The organism is Streptomyces sp. NBC_00223 (assembly GCF_036199905.1).
Classification (GTDB): domain Bacteria; phylum Actinomycetota; class Actinomycetes; order Streptomycetales; family Streptomycetaceae; genus Actinacidiphila.
On the sequence record NZ_CP108109.1, the window covers coordinates 7,085,822 to 7,102,591 of the forward strand.

Genomic DNA, 16,770 nt, shown 5'->3' on the forward strand with positions numbered 1-16,770 from the left:
GGGTCTACGGGTCTGCGGTTTTTCCGTTCCGCGGTTCGGTGGGGTGTCAGGCGGCCTTCGCCTTGGTCGCGTAGATGTCGACGTACTCCTGGCCGCCCAGGCGCATCACATGGCTCATGACCTCGTCGGTCACCGCGCGCAGTACGTAGCGGTCGCGGTCCATGCCCTCGTAGCGGGAGAAGTCGAGCGCGGCGCCGAAGCGGATGGCGACCGGGGCGATCCGGGGCATGCCGGTGCCGCCGGGCTGGACCTTGTCGGTGCCGACCATCGCGAACGGCACCACGGGGGCGCCGGTCATCAGGGTCAGCCGGGCGACACCGGTACGGCCGCGGTAGAGCCGGCCGTCGGGGGAGCGGGTGCCCTCGGGGTAGATGCCGAAGATCTTGCCCTCGTCCAGGACGCGCCGCCCGGTCATCAGGGCCGCGACACCGCCGTGGCCGCCGTCGCGGTCGACCGGGATCATCCCGCAGGTGGTGAAGAACCAGGCCATCAGCCGGCCCTTGACACCCCTTCCGGTGACGTACTCGTCCTTGCCGATGAAGTACACCTGCCGCTCGACCACGAGGGAGAGGAACAGCGAGTCGACGAAGGTGACATGGTTACCCGCCAAGATCACCGGCCCGTCGCCCGGAATGTGCTCCACGCCTTCCACCACCGGGCGGTACAGGACGCGCATCAGCACTCCGAGAATCGCCTTCAGCACGCTGCGGGACATGCGGGACAACAACAGACCCTCCGGTCTCGTACGGTCGACAGGCCCCGGGCCGAGAACCTACCGGCCCGTACACGAGGACGATGATTCCACACGGCACGCCGCCGCGCGCCTTGTCGGGGGACCGGGGACCCCCGTCGGGACGTGTCGCTCACCACTCCCGCGCCGGCCCCCGGGGTGACGGCTCCCGCGCGGGCGTCCGGGCCGGTCCGATGTCCGGTTCTGTGCGTACTTACCGGGAAATCTCCCGGGAGTTGGGAATCTCACAGGGAAGCGCGCGGGCGCCGCGACCGCGCAGCTCCGATCACGTTCGACCGTCTTCGACCGATCTTGAATTCGAGGGTTGAATCCCCGGTGGGACGGGGTAATCCACGGTAAACAGTCAGCGGCAGTGGGCACCCTTGGCACGCCGGGACGGGTCTGGGACGGGTGGCGCAGCAACGGCACCCCACCGGGACGTTTGTGCGATCATCGGCGCCACGGAGGCGGCGCACACCCGCACCAACTCCGCTCAGGCACACGTTCCGGGCGCACACCTCACCCTCAACTGCCCGGACGGATTCGAAGGGGAGGCCCGCGCGCATGGGCATGAGCGTGACCATCTCTACGGCGGAGCACAGTGACGCCGAGAAGATCCTGAAGCTCCAGTACCTCTGCTACCAGAGCGAAGCGGAGCTCTACGGCGACTACACCATCGAGCCGCTCACCCAGACCCTGGACGAGCTGCGGGCCGAACTCGCCGACGGCGTCGTCCTCGTGGCCCGTCTCGGCCAGGAGGTCGTCGGATCGGTACGCGGCGCCGTCGACGACGACGGCACCGCCCGGATCGGCAAACTCATCGTCCACCCCCGGCTCCAACGGCACGGCCTGGGCGGCCGGTTGCTGGCCGCGCTCGAAGGACGGCTGTCCGCCGAGGCCGAGGCCAAGCGGTACCGGCTCTTCACCGGCCACCGCAGCGAGGTCAATCTGCGGATGTACCGCAAGCTCGGTTACGAGCAGGTGGGCGCCGCCGAGCCCGTCACGCGCCGGCTGAGCCTGGTGCACATGGAAAAGCCCGTCGTCGAGACGGAGACCTACGCGGCCACCGCCTGAGCCGTGAGCTGATCCGCCGGGCGGCCTTGTGCAGGGCCGTCCGGCGGCACTCGTCTCGCGCCCGGCGGCACCCGCCGCCGCCCGCCCGTGCCCGCTCCACTTACGGGCGCGGGCCGGTGCCGTCGGTTACGGCCGCGCCCCCGCCCGCTCCCGGGCGGACCGGCGCAGCCAGAGCAGACCGGCGATCGGCAGGGCCAGCGGCAGGAAGACATAGCCGATCCCGAAGTCCGACCAGACGGTCGCGTCGGGGAAGGCGGAGGAGTCCGCCAGGGTCAAGGTGCCCACCGCGAGCACACCGACCAGCTCCGCCGAGCAGCACACCAGCGCGACCTTCCGGGCCGACTCGCCGCCCTTCCACAGCGCGACCGTGATCACCGCGTACACCACGCCGGCCACCGCCGACAGAACGTACGCGAGCGGTGCTTCGTGGTATTTGGTGCTGATCTGCACGATCGAGCGGGACAGCGCGGCCACCGTGAAGACGCCGTACAGGGACAGCAGCAGCCGTCCCGGGCCGGTGCCGAGCTTCGCGGGCCCGCCCGTTCCCTCTGCCCGCGCCGAACCCTCTGCCGAACCCTCGGCCCCTGTGCTGTCTCCGGCCACGCTCACGTCCCCGTTCTCGCTCGCCCCGTCGGCCGTACCCTCAGCCATGTCCCGCTCCCCAGATGTCGTGCAGCCGCAGCTCCAGCACGGCCAGGATCACCCCGCCGGCGGCGACGATCGTCGAACCCCAGCGGGTGCGCTCGGCCAGGGACATGAAGGCCGCCGCCGGGATCACGCAGACGGCGCCGACCAGATAGGCGAGGAAGACCGCCATGCCCTGGGCGGGCCGGTCGCCGTGGGCGAGCTGCACCAGGGAGATCACCAGCTGGACCACCACGGCCAGGGTGACCACGGCCATCCCGACGAAGTGCCAGTCCTTGGTCGGCGAGTCCTTGTACGCCGCCCAGCCGCACCACGCCGCGAGCAGCAGCGCCGCGACGGTAACCGTGATGATGACCGCGTCAAGCATGCGCTGACCTTATTACGGGCGCCGGGGCCGCTCGCCGCCCGCCCCCGCGGAGGGCCCAGGACCCCGATTGTGTCCGCATAATGAACAGCACGCCCGGAATGCGGGACGTGACGGCCGGGTCTGGTTTACTGGGACCATGACCACGACGACGAGCAGCCGCTGCCGCGCGACCGAGGCGACCACGCCCGGTGTCCGTCGTGCGTGTCGAATGTGCGACTGACGAGGGTCCCCGAGCAGCCTCGCGCCCCGAAGCGAGACCCGCGCCGCGTTCACGTGTGACAGCGGCTCCGCCCCCGCGTCACGAACCCCGGTAGAGCGCCACCGCGCCACCGGCTCCCGTACGGCCCCCGCGGGCCGACGCGTGCCGCACCCCCCCGCAGACACCCCGTACACGGTCGCCCCGCCGCGCCGTGTGCCCAGAAGTGATGGACGCATCGTGATCACCACCACCGGCCTGAGAAAGGTCTACCGCTCGCGCGACCGTGAGGTCACCGCCCTGGACGGGGTGGACCTGACCGTGCGCGAAGGCGAGGTCTACGGCGTCGTCGGCCGCAGCGGCGCCGGCAAGAGCACCCTGATCCGCTGCGTCAACCTGCTGGAGCGGCCCACCTCCGGCACCGTCGAGGTCGACGGCCGCGATCTGACCGCGTTGGCCGGACACAGCGACCGGGCGCCCGCCACGCTGCGCGCCGCCCGGGCCGGCATCGGCATGGTCTTCCAGCACTTCAATCTGCTCTCCTCGCGCACCGCGCAGGAGAACGTCGAACTGCCGCTGGAGATCCTCGGGGTCTCCGGCCGCCGCGAGCGCGCCCGCAGGGCCCGGGAACTCCTCGACGTCGTCGGCCTGTCCGAGCAGGCCCGCTCCTACCCCGCCCAGCTGTCCGGCGGCCAGAAGCAGCGGGTCGGCATCGCCCGCGCGCTGGCCGGCGACCCCAAGGTGCTGCTCTCCGACGAGGCCACCTCGGCGCTCGACCCGGAGACCACCCGCTCGGTGCTGACGCTGCTGCGCGACCTCAACCGGCGGCTCGGCCTGACCGTACTGCTCATCACGCACGAGATGGACGTCATCAAGACCGTCTGCGACTCGGCGGCACTCATGAAAGGCGGACGCGTCGTGGAATCCGGCACCGTCGCTGAACTCCTGGCCACCCCCGGCTCCGAACTCGCCGACGAGCTCTTCCCGCTCGGCGGCACCGCCTCGGGCCCCGACCGTACGGTGGTCGACCTCACCTTCCACGGCGAGAGCGCGACCCGGCCGGTGATCTCGCAGCTGGCCCGCACCTACAACGTGGACATCTCCATCCTCGGCGCCGCCATCGAGACCTACGGCGGCCGGCAGATCGGCCGGATGCGGATCGAACTGCCCGGCCGCTTCGAGGACAACGTCGTGCCCATCGGCTACCTGCGCGAGCAGGGCCTCCAGGTGGACGTGGCCGACCCGGCGAAGTCCGCGCCGGGCCGGGCGGCGCCGATCGGGGAGCCCGCGAAGTGACCTGGGCACAAATGCACCCGCTGCTCACCCAGGCGTGTGGGGAGACCCTGAAGATGGTCGCGTGGTCGACGGCGGTCGCCGTCGCCGCGGGGCTGCCCATCGGGGTCCTGCTCGTACTGACCGACCGCGGCGGACTGCTGCGCAACCTCGCCGTCAACCGGGTGCTCGGCGTCGTGGTGAACGTCGGCCGCTCCCTGCCGTTCGTGATCCTGATGATCGCGCTGATGTCCTTCACCCGCATGATCGTCGGCACCACCATCGGCTGGGAGGCCGCCGTCGTCCCGCTGTCCGTCGGCGCCATACCGTTCTTCGCCCGGCTGGTCGAGACCGCGGTCCGCGAGGTGGACGACGGGCTGATCGAGGCCGTACGGGCGATGGGCGGCAGTACGTGGACCGTGGTCCGCAAGGTGCTGCTGCCCGAGTCGCTGCCGTCCCTGATCGCGAGCACCACCACCACGGTCATCGCGCTCATCGGCTACTCCGCGATGGCCGGGGTGGTCGGCGGCGGCGGGCTCGGCGACCTGGCGCTGCGCTACGGCTACCAGCGCTTCGAGACCGGCTTCATGTGGGTGATCGTGGCCGTGCTGGTCGTCATCGTCACCGCAGTCCAGCTCGCCGGAGACCTCGCCGCCCGGATCGCCGCCCGCCGCGGCGGCTCGGGCCCGGCCCCGAGGCTGCGGCTGCTGCGCCCGGCGGCCACCGCCTCCTGAGTCCTTCCCCGTAGCCCTCAGCCCTCAGCCCTTTCCCGCGTCCGCTCCCGGCCTTCCCGGCTTTCCTGTCCCGCTCCGCGACACCGCGGGGCCGCCCCTCCCTGACCCGACACGTCCAAGAAAGAGGCACTTTTCGTGCGCAACACCATCAAACTCACCACCGTCGTCCTCGTCGCGGGAGCGCTCACCGCCGGCCTCGCAGCCTGCGGCTCCGACAAGGACAAGGCCACCGGCAGCGGCAAGGACGCCTACTCCGGCCCGCTGATCGTCGCCGCCAGCCCCACCCCGCACGCCCAGATCCTGAACTTCGTCCGCGACCACCTGGCGAAGAAGGCCGGCCTCGACCTCCAGGTCAAGGAGTTCTCCGACTACGTCCTGCCCAACACCGCCACCGAGCAGGGCGACGTCGGCGCCAACTTCTTCCAGCACAAGCCCTACCTGGACGACTTCAACCAGAAGAACGGCACCCACATCGTGCCCGTGGTGAATGTCGAACTGGAGCCGCTGGGCCTGTACTCGCACAAGATCAAGACCATCGGCGACCTCAAGGACGGCGCCGACGTGGCCATACCGAACGACACCACCAACGAGGCCCGCGCGCTCAAGCTCCTGTCCGACAACGGGCTCATCGAGCTCAAGGCCGGCACCGGCCAGACCGCGACCCCCGCCGATGTGACGTCCAACCCCAAGCACCTGAAGTTCAAGGAGCTGGAGGCCGCCCAGCTGCCGCGCTCGCTGGACGACGTCGACGCCGGCGTGGTCAACGGCAACTACGCGCTGCAGTCCGGTCTCAGCCCCGCCAAGGACTCGCTGATCCTGGAGAAGGCCGACGGCAACCCCTACGCCAACTTCCTCGCCGTGAAGAAGGGGAACGAGAACGACCCCCGGGTCAAGAAGCTCGCCACCCTGCTCAACTCGCCCGAGGTGAAGCAGTTCATCGAGGACACCTTCAAGGGCTCGGTCATACCGGCGTTCGGCGCCCCCGCCGCCTGATCCCCGCCCGCCCGGCGCCCCCGCCCGCCCGGCACCCCCGCGCGCTGAGGGTCCGTACCACCAGGTGCGGGCCCTCAGCCGTACCGCACCCAGTACACATCCGTCGTGTACGGCAGTTCGATCGCGCCGCCGCCGCTGGTCGCCCCGTGCGCGCCCAGCACCGACTCCACCTCGGAGCGCACCCGGACCCGGGCGTCCTCGCTCAGCACGGCTATGTGGCTGGAGGACATCATCCGCTCCACCACGTCCGCGACCGTCGTGGAGTGCGGATTGGGCCAGTGCCGTTCCTCGATCGCGCCCCAGCCCGGACGCCGGCCGAACTCCTTGCGCCAGCCCTCGTCCAGCGGGCTCGGCAGGTCGCGCGGCGCCAGCCGGAAGTAGATGTCCTGGAAGTCCCGCACCCACGGCACCGACGTGTCGTACGTGTTCCACACCAGCGCCAGCGCGCCGCCCGGCCGCAGCAGCCGCTCCGCCTCGGCCAGCGCCTCGCCCGCCTCGAACCAGTGCCAGGACTGCGCCGCCACCACCGCGTCCGCGCAGCCGCCCGGCAGCCCGGTGTCCTCCGCCGTGCCCGCCGTCACCCGTACCCCCGGCAGCAGCTCCGCCAGCCGCTCGCGCATCTCCGCGACCGGCTCCACCGCCAGCACCTCGGCGCCGGTCAGCGCCAGCAGCCGGGTGAACTTGCCGGTGCCGGCGCCGAGATCGACCACCGTACGGCCCGCCTCAAGGGGCAACGCGTCCGCCAGCGCGGCCAGCGCCGCGAGCGGATAGGAGGGCCGGGAGCGCTCGTAGACCCCCGCGGCCCGCTGATAGCCGACTCCTGCTGCGTGGTGCACTCTCACGCGGGCTGACGGTAGCAGGATCGGATGACGTCCACGGATACCCGTCGTGACCGCCATCCCCCCTACTCTGGAAGGGTGTTCGCCGCCCGGCCGCCCACGGGCCGGGCACGGCGGACCCTGCCCCGCGGACGCCGCGCCCGATGCTGCATGCTGGGCAGCCCGAAGTGTGCGATCCCAAAGCTGTGCATTCCATCCTTGCCCTGGTTACGGAGCAGCGAATGACCTCCACCTTTCCGGACGTCACGATCAGTACGGAGCGGCTGGTGCTGCGCGCGTACGAGGAGGCCGACATCCCCGCGCTCGCGGAGATGATGAACGACGAGCTGGTCACCGCGTGGACCGCCGGGCCCCATCCGTACACCACGGCCGACGCCCGCGAGTTCGTCACCAGGACCGCGCCCGCCGAACGCGACCGGGGCCGCGGCCTCGTGCTGGCCGTCACCGAATTCCTCACCCAGCGGCTGGTCGGCACCGTGCAGCTCCAGCACACCGACTGGCGGATCCGCGGTACCGAGATCGGCTACCTCACCGCCACCTGGGCCCGCGGCGAGGGCTACGCCTGCGAATCGGTGCTCGCGGTGGCCCGCTGGCTCTTCACCCACCAGGGCTTCGAACGGATCGAGCTGCGCACGGCCGCCGACAACACCGCCTCCCAGCAGGTCGCCCAGAAGATCGGCTGCGTCAGCGAGGGAGTGCTGCGCAACGCGGGCATCGTCCGCAGCCAGACCGAGGACGGGCGCTGGGCCGAGATCCGCGCCGACCTGCTGGTGTGGAGCCTGCTGCCGGAAGACCTCGACGACGGCTCGGCGCACGGCGCGGGCAACGAGGCGTACGACAACTACAGCGGCCACAGCGCCTACGCCGACTGGCGCTGACCTCGCCCGGGCGCCGATCGGCCGAGCGGGCTAGTGTTCTCACCCCCACCGCACACGCGCACACGCGCACACGCCATGGAGGCAGACGACGATGGCCGACCGGGTCACCGTGATCGGATGGGACGGCTCACCTCCGTCCGACACAGCCCGAGCCGCGCTCAGCGCCGCGACCCTGGTGGCCGGCACCCGGCGCCACCTCGCCCTGCCCTACGTCCCCGAGGGCGCCGAGCACATCGTCCTCGGCAGCATCGACATCGCCGCCCGCCGGATCGCCAAGCACCGCGGCAGCGCGGTCGTGCTCGCCGACGGCGACCCCGGCTTCTTCGGCGTGGTCCGCGCGCTGCGCGAACCCGAACTCGGCCTGGAGGTCGAGGTCGTCCCCGGTGTCTCCGCCGTCGCCCGCGCCTTCGCCCGCGCCGGGATGCCCTGGGACGACGCCCGGGTGGTCGTCGCCCAGAGCCGCACCCTGCGCCGCGCCGTCAACGTCTGCCGGGCCCACCCCAAGGTCGCCGTCCTCACCGCGCCCGGCGCCGGCCCGGCCGAACTCGCCCTGCTGCTCACCGGAGTCCACCGCACCTTCGTCATCTGCGAGGCGCTGGGCACCGAGCGCGAGCAGGTCACCGTACTGACCTCCGACAAGGTCGCCGACCACATCTGGCGCGACCCCAATGTCGTACTCGTCGTCGGCGGCACCACCTCGGCCGGGCGTGGTGTGGCCGCTCTCGGGGTCGCGCCGGCCGAGCGCGGGGGCGGCTGGATCGCCGGCCGCGACCCCGGCTTCCCCGGACGCGTACGCGGCTGGGCGCTGCCCTCCTCCGAGTACGGCGGCGACCTGCCCGCCCAGGTGCGCGCCTATCTGCTGGCCCGGCTCGGCCCGCGCACCGGCGACCTGGTCTGGGACATCGGCGCGGCCGACGGCGCCGTCGCCGTCGAGGCGGCCCGCTTCGGCGCCGCGGTCATCGCCGTCGACCGCGACGCCGACGCCTGCGACTGGATCACCGCCACCGCACGCCGGACCGGCGTCCAACTCCACGTCGTGCACGGGACCGCGCCCGAGGTCCTGGACGACCTCCCCGAGCCCGATGTGATCCGGATCGGCCGCGCCGACCCCGCGATCGCCGCCGCTTGCGCGGCCCGCCGCCCCGAGCGGATCGTGACCACCGCCGCCACCCGAGACCGGGCCGAGGCGGTCAGCAGGGCGCTGACGGAAGGCGGTTACGACGTCGAGCGCGCCCTGCTGCAATCCGTCGAACTGGACGCCGAATGGGCCGAGCGCGAACGCTCGGTGACCTTCGCGCTGTGTGCCACCCGCCGCTGACCGTCCATGGTCGATCCCGGCTGTCCAGCCCGCCCGACGAGACCGGTGGGGAGCACGTTTCCGCTGGTGGAGACGGTGTCGTAGCAGGCGGTGTGAGATACGTCCCGAGGTGCGGACTACGGGCCTGACGGCGGCCGGTCGGGGGGTAGGCTGACGGATCGTTGTGCCGTCGTCGTGCGTTGACGGAGCGTCGAGCTGTACGGACGCCCGGCGCCCGACGTGCCGCATCCCCGGCACGCTCGTTCTTGTTGGTGGGGGTCGGGCTGTGCGTGGCACAGCGGCTGGAAGGAGCGAAACCGATGGGCGAGGGGCACGCATGACGGACACCGGTCAGATCCCCGGCGAGGGGCTACCGGAGAACGGAGTCGGCGAAGCGGTTCTCCAGCCGCACACCGACCTTCCCGGCAACGGCGTACTCGGCGGACCTGGTGTACCCGGTGTGGCCGACGGCTCCGGTGTACCGGGCGTACCCGGCGCGATCGGTGTGCCGCAGCAGCCCGGCTGGGGCATCGACCCCTCCGCCGAGGTGCCCGGTTACGCGTACCTCGACCACCCCGCTCCGCCCGGCGCGGGCATCGACGACGAGGACGACGTCCTGCTCATGCCCGGCCCGCAGGGCACCTGGAGCGACCCGCAGCCGGTGCCGCCGCAGCGCTACGACCTGCCGCCGGTCCCCGAGAGCGGCGAACCGGCCGACCAGCAGCCCGCGTCCGCCGTCGGCCAGCCGGCTCCCGCGCCCGCTCCCCGGCGCCCGCTGCACCTGGGCCCGCCCGTCTCCGACACCCCCAGCGGCGGTGTCTCGGTACGTTCCCTCGCCGACCGCGGCCCGGCCGTGACCGCCTCGGTTCCGTCCGTCTCGGGCCCCGAATACCTCGACGGGCCGCGCGGCGACACGGGCGTCATCCCCGCGCAGCAGACCGGTGACGCGGGCGGGGCCCCGGCTGCCGGCAGCGCGTGGCCGGCCGCGTCCGGCGGGGTCTCCCAGCAGTCCCTGATCCCGCACGCGGACAGTGTGATTCCGGCGCAGCAGCAGGCCACGCCGGTACGGGAGTTCGTGGCGGAGCCGGTGCCGGACGTCGTGCCGGAGGCCGTGCAGGCTCCGGCTGAGGCTCCGGTGGAGGCGGCCGCCGTGGCGCCCGTCGCGGCTCCGGACGTGGCTCAGGTCGCGGCTCCGGTGCAGGAGTTCACGGCGGCGCCGGTCGAGGCTTCCCCGGCCGAGCCCTCCGTGCCGCAGGTCCCGGTGGCGGCCGCGTACCCGGCCGCCGAGGGGCCGCAGTTCGTCCCGGCGCAGGAGCCGCGGTTCGGCCCCGGTGAAGGGGCGGCCGAGTACGAGCCCGCCGACGCTCCGGCGAACGGCGTGCCGGAGGCCGAGGTCCACGAGGCCCCGGCCGCCGAGGTCGGCACGGCCCTGGAGGGCGGTGCCGCGCTGGAAGGCGGGGTGGGCCTTGAGGTGGCGGCCGCCCCCGTCGCTCCGGTGGCCGTCGCCGCTCCGGCCGCCGTCGCCGAGCCGGTGGCGGACGTACCCGCAGTTGTTGCAGAACCGGCCGAGCCCGTGGCCGCTGTGGTGCCCGTCGCCGAGCCGGTGGACGTGTCGGGGGAGGCGGCCGCCCTCGCCGCCGCGCCCGAGGCCGTCCCGGTGGCGGAGCCCGCTCCGGCGGCGGACGCGGTGGAGCCGGTGGCTCCGGTGGCCCCGGTGGTGGACGTGCCCGAGGCCGTGGAGGCGCCCGTAGCGCCCGCGCCCGAAGCCGCCGCAGTGCCCGAGGCCGCCGTGCCGGTCGTGGCCGAGGCCGTTCCCGCGCCGGGCGTTGACGCGCCGACGGCGCCGGCCGTGCCCGTGATCGCGGAGGCGGCGGCAGCTCCGGCGGCGCCCGAGGCCGTGACTCCGGTGGCCCCCGTGGTCGCCGCTGCTCCGGAGGCCGTCGCCGTACCGCCCGTGGTCGAGGCCGCGCCCGTCGAGGCCGTCGTGGTGCCCGAGGCCCCCGTGCCGGTCGCGCCCGAGGCCGTCGCGCCCGTCGCCGAGGAGCCCGCTCCCGCCAAGCCCCGCCGGGGCAGGCGCCGCGGCACGCCCGCCGTCGAGCCCGTCGAGGCCGCACAGCCCGTCGTCGCCCCCGAGGCCCCGGTCGTCGAGGCCGCGCCGGAGCAGCCCGCCGCCGAGGCGGACCCGCAGCCGACCGCGGCGGCCGAGGCGTACGAGCCCGCCGTACGGGACGCCGTGCACCGGGTGATCCGGGAGCGCCGGGACATCCGCAACGGCTTCCGTTCCGACCCGATCCCGCACGACGTGCTGCTGCGCGTGCTGGAGGCGGCGCACACCGCGCCGAGCGTCGGGCACTCGCAGCCGTGGGACTTCGTCGTGATCCGCTCCGAGAAGACCCGCGAGAAGATGCACGAGCTGGCCATGCTCCAGCGCGAGGCGTACGCCAAGTCGCTGCCCAAGGGCCGGGCCCGGCAGTTCCGCGAGCTCAAGATCGAGGCGATCCTCGACACACCGGTCAACATCGTCGTCACCGCCGACCCGACCCGCGGCGGCCGGCACACCCTCGGCCGGCACACCCAGCCGCAGATGGCCCCGTACTCCTCGGCGCTCGCCGTGGAGAACCTGTGGCTCGCCGCCCGCGCGGAGGGTCTGGGCGTCGGCTGGGTCAGCTTCTTCGACGAGCGGCAGATGGTCGAGGCGCTCGGACTGCCCGAGCACCTGGAGGTCGTCGCCTACCTGTGCGTCGGGTACGTCGACGAGTTCCCGGACGAGCCGGAGTTGACGCAGGCGGGCTGGTCGCAGCGGCGGCCGCTGTCCTGGGTCGTCCACGAGGAGGAGTACGGCAACCGGGCGCTGCCCGGCGAGGAGCCGCACGACCTGCTCGACGAGACGCTGCGCGGCATCCGCCCGCTGGACGCGAAGGCGCTCGGCGAGGCGTGGGAGCGGCAGAAGCGGATGACCAAGCCGGCCGGCGCGCTGGGCATGCTGGAGATCATCTCCGCGCAGCTCAGCGGGCTCTCCCGGGAGTGCCCGCCGCCGATCCCCGAGCCCGCGGCGGTGGCGATCTTCGCCGGTGACCACGGGGTGCACGCCCAGGGCGTCACCGCGTGGCCGCAGGAGGTCACCGCGCAGATGGTCGCGAACTTCCTGGGCGGGGGCGCGGTCTGCAACGCGTTCGCCAACCAGGTCGGCGCGGAGGTGTGCGTCATCGACGTCGGCGTCGCCTCCGAACTGCCCAGTACGCCGGGGCTGCTGCCGCGCAAGGTACGGGCGGGCACGGCCGACTTCACGGTGGGGCCGGCGATGACCCGCGAGGAGGCCCTGCGGGCCATCGAGGTGGGCATCGAGACCGCGCGCGATCTCGTCGCGGCGGGGAACAGGGCGCTGCTCACCGGGGAGATGGGCATCGCCAACACGACGACGTCCGCGGCGCTGATCGCCGTCTACACCGGGGTCGACCCGGCAGAGGTCACCGGGCGCGGCACGGGCATCAACGACGAGATGCACGCGCGCAAGATCGAGGTGGTCCGGCGCGCGCTCGAACTCCACCGGCCCGACCCGGCGGACCCGATCGCCGTCCTCACCGCGATCGGCGGGCTCGAACACGCGGCGATGGTGGGGCTGTTGCTCGGGGCGGCGGCGTTGCGCACGCCGGTCATCCTCGACGGGGTCAGCGCGGGGGCGGCGGCGCTGGTGGCTCGCGCGATCGCGCCGGAGGTACTGGCGGCGTGCATCGCCGGGCACCGCAGCGCGGAGCCCGGCCATGTCGCGGCCCTCACGACGCTCGGCCTGCGCCCGCTGATCGACCTCGATCTGCGCCTCGGCGAGGGCACGGGCGCGCTTCTCGCCCTCCCCCTGGTCCAGAGCGCGGCCCGCGTCATGCACGAGGTCGCCACATTCGACGCGGCAGGCGTCACCGAAAAACCCTGACGCCCCCGCCCCGGTAGGTGTGTGGCCGCCCCCACCCACCCCCGCCGCAGCGGTGGGACGCGAGACGGCGCTCCTCGGCGGTGCCGAACCGGCCGCAACCGCCGCGCGAGTCGGGCGGGCTGCCTCGCGTCCGGTTCGCCCGGTGACGCTTCGGTGGGGGGCCGCCCCCACCCACCCTCGCCACCGCGGGCGGGACGCGAGACGGCGCTCCTCGGCGGTGCCGAGCTGGCCGCAAGCCCCGCGCGGGTCGGGCGGGCTGCCTCGCGCCCTGGCCGGCCGGTGACGCTTCGGTGGGGGGCCGCCCCCACCTAGCCCCGCCGCAGCGGTGGGACGCGGGGCGGCGCATCTCGGCGGTGCCGAGCTGGCCGCAGGCGGTGTGTGGGTCGGGCGTGCGCCTGCCCGGACAGCGGGGCCCGGTGGGGGCGGCCCCCACCATTCCCGCCGCAGCGGCGGGACGCGGGGCGGCGCATCTCGGCGGTGCCGAACCGGCCGCAAGCCCCGCGTGGGTCCGGTGTGCGCCTGCCCGGACAGCGGGGCCCGGTGGGGGACGTCCCCCACCCACCCCCGCCACCGCAGCGGGACGCTGCTCAGCGCACGCGCCCGAGGTGGATCACGCTGACGCGGACCTGCTGGTCACTGATCTCGTACATCACGCGGTAGACACCGACGTGAATGCGCAGCACATCGGCGCTGCCGAAGGCGCCGTCGGGCCTGGGGTCGTCGGCGAGATGGTCGACGGCGGTGAACACCTGCCGCACCCCGGCGGGGTCTTCCTTGGCGAACCGCTCAGCCTGGGCGAGAGCCTCGGGCTCCCAGATGATCTCGTACGTCACGCCGCATCGCCGCCGAAGATGCGACGGTACGCCTCCTCGTGCGGGACGCCGACGTCGTCGCCCCGGGCCTGGCGCGCCCGGTAGGCGGCCAGCGCCCGCAGCTCCTGAAGTTCCAGGGCATCGGCAGGGCTGACCAGTATCGCGACGGTATGCCCGTGGTCGGTGATCGCGACCGGCTCACGGGTGGCGCTGACCTCGCGCGCGATGGCGCCCAGCCGGGCGCGGGCTTCCACGATCGAATAGGTCAACTCGGTCATGCACACCACCTTACCGAAGTGTGCACATACCCGTCTCTCCAAAACGCGGCGGACCGAGAAGGCGACACCCAAGTCGCCCGCCCCCATCGGCCGCCGGAGTGCCCGGCCGAACTACGTGACCCCGCACGGACCGGACCACCGCAGCGGGACGCGGCCACGCGCGGGACCGGGGATCGGGGCGACGTAGAGTGAGGGGCTGACCTTGGGGAGAGCCGCCGCGGCGGCGCCCCGCGACCGCCGAGGAGAACCCACCCGCATGGACCGTCAAGACGCGCCCGCCTACCCCGTCGGACTGCGCCTCGCCGGACGGCGGGTCGTCGTCCTCGGCGGCGGCCAAGTGGCCCAGCGGCGCCTGCCCGCCCTGCTCTCGGCGGGCGCCGACGTCGTACTGATCGCCCCCACCGCCACCCCCTCCGTCGAGGCCATGGCGACGGCCGGCGAACTGCGCTGGGAGCGCCGCCCGTACGAACCCGGTGACCTCGCCGACGCCTGGTACGCCCTGATCGCCACCACCGACCCCGCCGCGAACGCCGCCGCCTCCGCCGAGGCCGAGACCCACCGCGTGTGGTGCGTCCGCAGCGACGACGCCGACGCGGCCACCGCCTGGACCCCGGCGACCGGCCGTACGGAAGGCGTCACCGTCGCCGTGCTCACCGGCCGGGACCCACGCCGCTCGGCCGCCGTACGCGACGCCGTGGTCGAGGGGCTGCGCGACGGCACCCTCGTCGCCCCCCACCACCGCACCCGTACCGCCGGCGTCGCCCTGGTCGGCGGCGGCCCCGGCGACCCCGACCTGATCACCGTCCGCGGCCGCAGGCTCCTCGCCGAGGCCGACGTGGTGATCGCCGACCGCCTCGGCCCGCGCGACCTGCTGGACGAACTGCCCCCGCACGTCGAGGTGATCGACGCGGCGAAGATCCCGTACGGCCGGGCGATGGCCCAGGAGGCCATCAACTCCGCGCTGATCGAGCACGCCAAGGCCGGCAAGGCGGTCGTCCGACTCAAGGGCGGCGACCCCTACGTCTTCGGACGCGGCATGGAGGAGGCCGAGGCGCTGGCCGCCGCCGGCGTCCTCGTCACCGTCGTCCCCGGTATCTCCAGCGCCATCAGCGTGCCGGGCGCGGCCGGGATCCCGGTCACCCACCGGGGCGTCGCCCATGAGTTCACCGTGGTCAGCGGGCATGTCGCGCCCGGCGACCCGCGTTCCCTGGTCGACTGGGACGCACTCGCCCGGCTGCGCGGCACCCTCGTGCTGCTGATGGCCGTCGAGCGGATCGGCGCCATCGCGGAGAGCCTGGTGGCCGGCGGCCGGGACGCCGCCACCCCGGTCGCCGTCGTCCAGGAGGGCACCACGGCCGCGCAGCGCAGGGTCGACGCCACGCTGGCGACCGTCGCGCGCACGGTCGTCGACGAAGGCGTACGCCCGCCCGCCGTCATCGTCATCGGCGACGTCGTCGGCGTCGGAGGCGCGTTCGGGAGCACGTTCGCGGCCGGAGTGCCCGCAACCGGCCGTCCGGAGACCGACCGTGGCTGACCTCACCCCGATCGACGACCCCGCCGACCCCCGCCTGACCGACTACACCGACCTCACCGACGTCGAACTGCGCCGCCGCCGCGAACCCGCCGAGGGCCTGTTCATCGCCGAGGGCGAGAAGGTCATCCGCCGCGCCCTGGCCGCCGGTTACGGCATGCGGTCCATGCTGCTCTCCGCCAAGTGGACCGACCCGATGCGGGACGTGATCGAGGCGGCGACCGCGCCCGTCTACGCCGTCGACCCCGTCCTCGCCGAGAAGGTCACCGGCTACCACGTGCACCGAGGCGCCCTCGCCGCCATGGCACGCAAGCCGCTGCCCACCCCGGCCGAACTCCTCGCCGGGGCCCGCCGGGTCGCGGTCATGGAAGCGGTCAACGACCACACCAACATCGGCGCGATCTTCCGCAGCGCGGCCGCCCTGGGAATGGACGCGGTGCTGCTCTCGCCGGACTGCGCCGACCCGCTCTACCGGCGTTCGGTGAAGGTCTCGATGGGCGCGGTCTTCTCCGTGCCGTACGCCCGCCTCGCCGTGTGGCCCGGCGACCTCGCCACCGTCGTGCGCGCGGCCGGCTTCCAGGTCCTCGCGCTGACCCCGGCCGAGGACGCCGCCGACCTCACCGCCTTCACCCCGCCGCCGCGTCTCGCCCTCCTGCTGGGCGCCGAGGGCACCGGCCTGACCACACGCGCCCAGGACGCCGCCGACACCCGCCTGCGCATCCCGATGTCGCACGCGATCGACTCCCTGAACGTGGCCGCCGCGGCGGCGGTCTCCTTCTACGCGATGTCGGTCGCGGCGCCCCCGGCACCGGGGGCGGGCGAGCCGGGAGTGACCAGCCCGGTCTCGTAGGCGACGACCACCGCCTGGGCGCGGTCGCGCCGCCGCAGCTTCGCCGGAATCCGGGCCACACACGTCTTCACGGTCGCCTCGCTGAGCCCGAAGGCCGCCGCGAGTTCGGCGTTGCTCAGCCCCCTGACCGGCAGATGGAGCACTTCGCGTTCGCGCGGGGTGGGCGTGGCCAGGTCGCGGTGCGGGGCCGCGCCGCCCCCGGTACGGTCCGCGAAGCGCTCGACCGGGCGCCGGGTGATCGCGGGGGCCGGCAGCGCGTCCCCGGCGCGTACCGCCGCAGCGCCGGGAGGAACCGCGTGACCACGCCGATCATCGAGATCCGCGAAGTGAGCAAGAGATACGACGA

At 73.6% G+C, this 16,770-nt stretch carries 15 protein-coding genes and 1 pseudogene; 9 read left to right on the plus strand and 7 right to left on the minus strand.

Features of this window, described 5'->3' with window-relative positions:
- Positions 1-46: 46 nt before the first annotated feature.
- Entirely contained in the window at positions 47-715 is a 669-nt protein-coding gene (locus OHA30_RS30210; RefSeq protein ID WP_328917044.1) for a lysophospholipid acyltransferase family protein, read from the minus strand.
- A 579-nt stretch (positions 716-1,294) separates the two neighbouring features.
- Between OHA30_RS30210 and OHA30_RS30215 the strand changes: the two genes are divergently transcribed.
- Complete coding sequence (locus OHA30_RS30215) at positions 1,295-1,804, plus strand: GNAT family N-acetyltransferase (protein WP_328917045.1); 510 nt, start codon at positions 1,295-1,297, stop codon at positions 1,802-1,804.
- A gap of 126 nt (positions 1,805-1,930) precedes the next feature.
- On the opposite strand, the gene OHA30_RS30220 is transcribed toward OHA30_RS30215, so the two are convergent.
- Positions 1,931-2,455 (minus strand): hypothetical protein, encoded by a 525-nt coding sequence (locus OHA30_RS30220; protein ID WP_328917046.1) that lies wholly within the window; start codon positions 2,453-2,455, stop codon positions 1,931-1,933.
- A complete protein-coding gene (locus OHA30_RS30225) occupies positions 2,448-2,816 on the minus strand; it encodes a hypothetical protein (RefSeq protein ID WP_328917047.1) in 369 nt (122 codons plus the stop codon). The genes OHA30_RS30220 and OHA30_RS30225 overlap by 8 nt, the downstream gene beginning before the upstream one ends.
- Before the next feature lie 436 nt (positions 2,817-3,252).
- Here OHA30_RS30225 and OHA30_RS30230 point away from each other — a divergent pair, with 436 nt between their 5' ends.
- The 3 genes from OHA30_RS30230 (at position 3,253) to OHA30_RS30240 (ending at position 6,011) form a co-directional block, all read left to right on the plus strand.
- Entirely contained in the window at positions 3,253-4,308 is a 1,056-nt protein-coding gene (locus OHA30_RS30230; RefSeq protein ID WP_328917048.1) for a methionine ABC transporter ATP-binding protein, read from the plus strand.
- Positions 4,305-5,018, plus strand: coding sequence for a methionine ABC transporter permease (locus OHA30_RS30235; protein WP_328917049.1), 714 nt, complete (start codon positions 4,305-4,307; stop codon positions 5,016-5,018). Before OHA30_RS30230 ends, OHA30_RS30235 begins: the two co-directional genes overlap by 4 nt.
- Positions 5,019-5,153: 135 nt before the next feature.
- Positions 5,154-6,011: a MetQ/NlpA family ABC transporter substrate-binding protein gene (locus tag OHA30_RS30240; protein WP_328917050.1), complete on the plus strand. Its 858-nt coding sequence runs from the start codon at positions 5,154-5,156 to the stop codon at positions 6,009-6,011.
- A 74-nt stretch (positions 6,012-6,085) separates the two neighbouring features.
- On the opposite strand, the gene OHA30_RS30245 is transcribed toward OHA30_RS30240, so the two are convergent.
- The gene (locus tag OHA30_RS30245; RefSeq protein WP_328917051.1) at positions 6,086-6,853 is read right to left on the minus strand and encodes a class I SAM-dependent methyltransferase; all 768 of its coding nucleotides are present in this window, start codon (positions 6,851-6,853) and stop codon (positions 6,086-6,088) included.
- A gap of 218 nt (positions 6,854-7,071) precedes the next feature.
- On the opposite strand from OHA30_RS30245, the gene OHA30_RS30250 reads away from it, so the two are divergent.
- From OHA30_RS30250 to cobT, 3 genes are all read left to right on the plus strand, one after another.
- Positions 7,072-7,728 (plus strand): GNAT family N-acetyltransferase, encoded by a 657-nt coding sequence (locus OHA30_RS30250; protein ID WP_328917052.1) that lies wholly within the window; start codon positions 7,072-7,074, stop codon positions 7,726-7,728.
- 91 nt (positions 7,729-7,819) lie between these two features.
- Entirely contained in the window at positions 7,820-9,046 is a 1,227-nt protein-coding gene (gene cbiE, locus OHA30_RS30255) for a precorrin-6y C5,15-methyltransferase (decarboxylating) subunit CbiE (RefSeq protein ID WP_328917053.1), read from the plus strand.
- A 316-nt stretch (positions 9,047-9,362) separates the two neighbouring features.
- Positions 9,363-12,953 carry a nicotinate-nucleotide--dimethylbenzimidazole phosphoribosyltransferase gene (gene cobT / locus OHA30_RS30260; RefSeq protein WP_328917054.1) on the plus strand — a complete coding sequence of 1,197 codons (3,591 nt, stop codon included), beginning with the start codon at positions 9,363-9,365 and terminating at the stop codon, positions 12,951-12,953.
- Between the two features lie 587 nt (positions 12,954-13,540).
- On the opposite strand, the gene OHA30_RS30265 is transcribed toward cobT, so the two are convergent.
- Together OHA30_RS30265 and OHA30_RS30270 are read right to left on the minus strand one after the other, a co-directional pair.
- Positions 13,541-13,786 (minus strand): type II toxin-antitoxin system RelE family toxin, encoded by a 246-nt coding sequence (locus tag OHA30_RS30265; protein WP_328917055.1) that lies wholly within the window; start codon positions 13,784-13,786, stop codon positions 13,541-13,543.
- Complete coding sequence (locus OHA30_RS30270; protein ID WP_328917056.1) at positions 13,783-14,043, minus strand: type II toxin-antitoxin system Phd/YefM family antitoxin; 261 nt, start codon at positions 14,041-14,043, stop codon at positions 13,783-13,785. Before OHA30_RS30270 ends, OHA30_RS30265 begins: the two co-directional genes overlap by 4 nt.
- A gap of 256 nt (positions 14,044-14,299) precedes the next feature.
- On the opposite strand from OHA30_RS30270, the gene cobA reads away from it, so the two are divergent.
- A complete protein-coding gene (gene cobA, locus OHA30_RS30275) occupies positions 14,300-15,577 on the plus strand; it encodes a uroporphyrinogen-III C-methyltransferase (RefSeq protein WP_328917057.1) in 1,278 nt (425 codons plus the stop codon).
- Positions 15,570-16,424, plus strand: coding sequence for a TrmH family RNA methyltransferase (locus OHA30_RS30280; protein ID WP_328917058.1), 855 nt, complete (start codon positions 15,570-15,572; stop codon positions 16,422-16,424). The genes cobA and OHA30_RS30280 overlap by 8 nt, the downstream gene beginning before the upstream one ends.
- Here OHA30_RS30280 and OHA30_RS30285 read toward each other — a convergent pair.
- Positions 16,352-16,696: pseudogene (locus OHA30_RS30285) on the minus strand (response regulator transcription factor); the annotation flags it as partial. The gene OHA30_RS30280 and the pseudogene OHA30_RS30285 overlap by 73 nt on opposite strands.
- Positions 16,697-16,770: the final 74 nt, after the last annotated feature.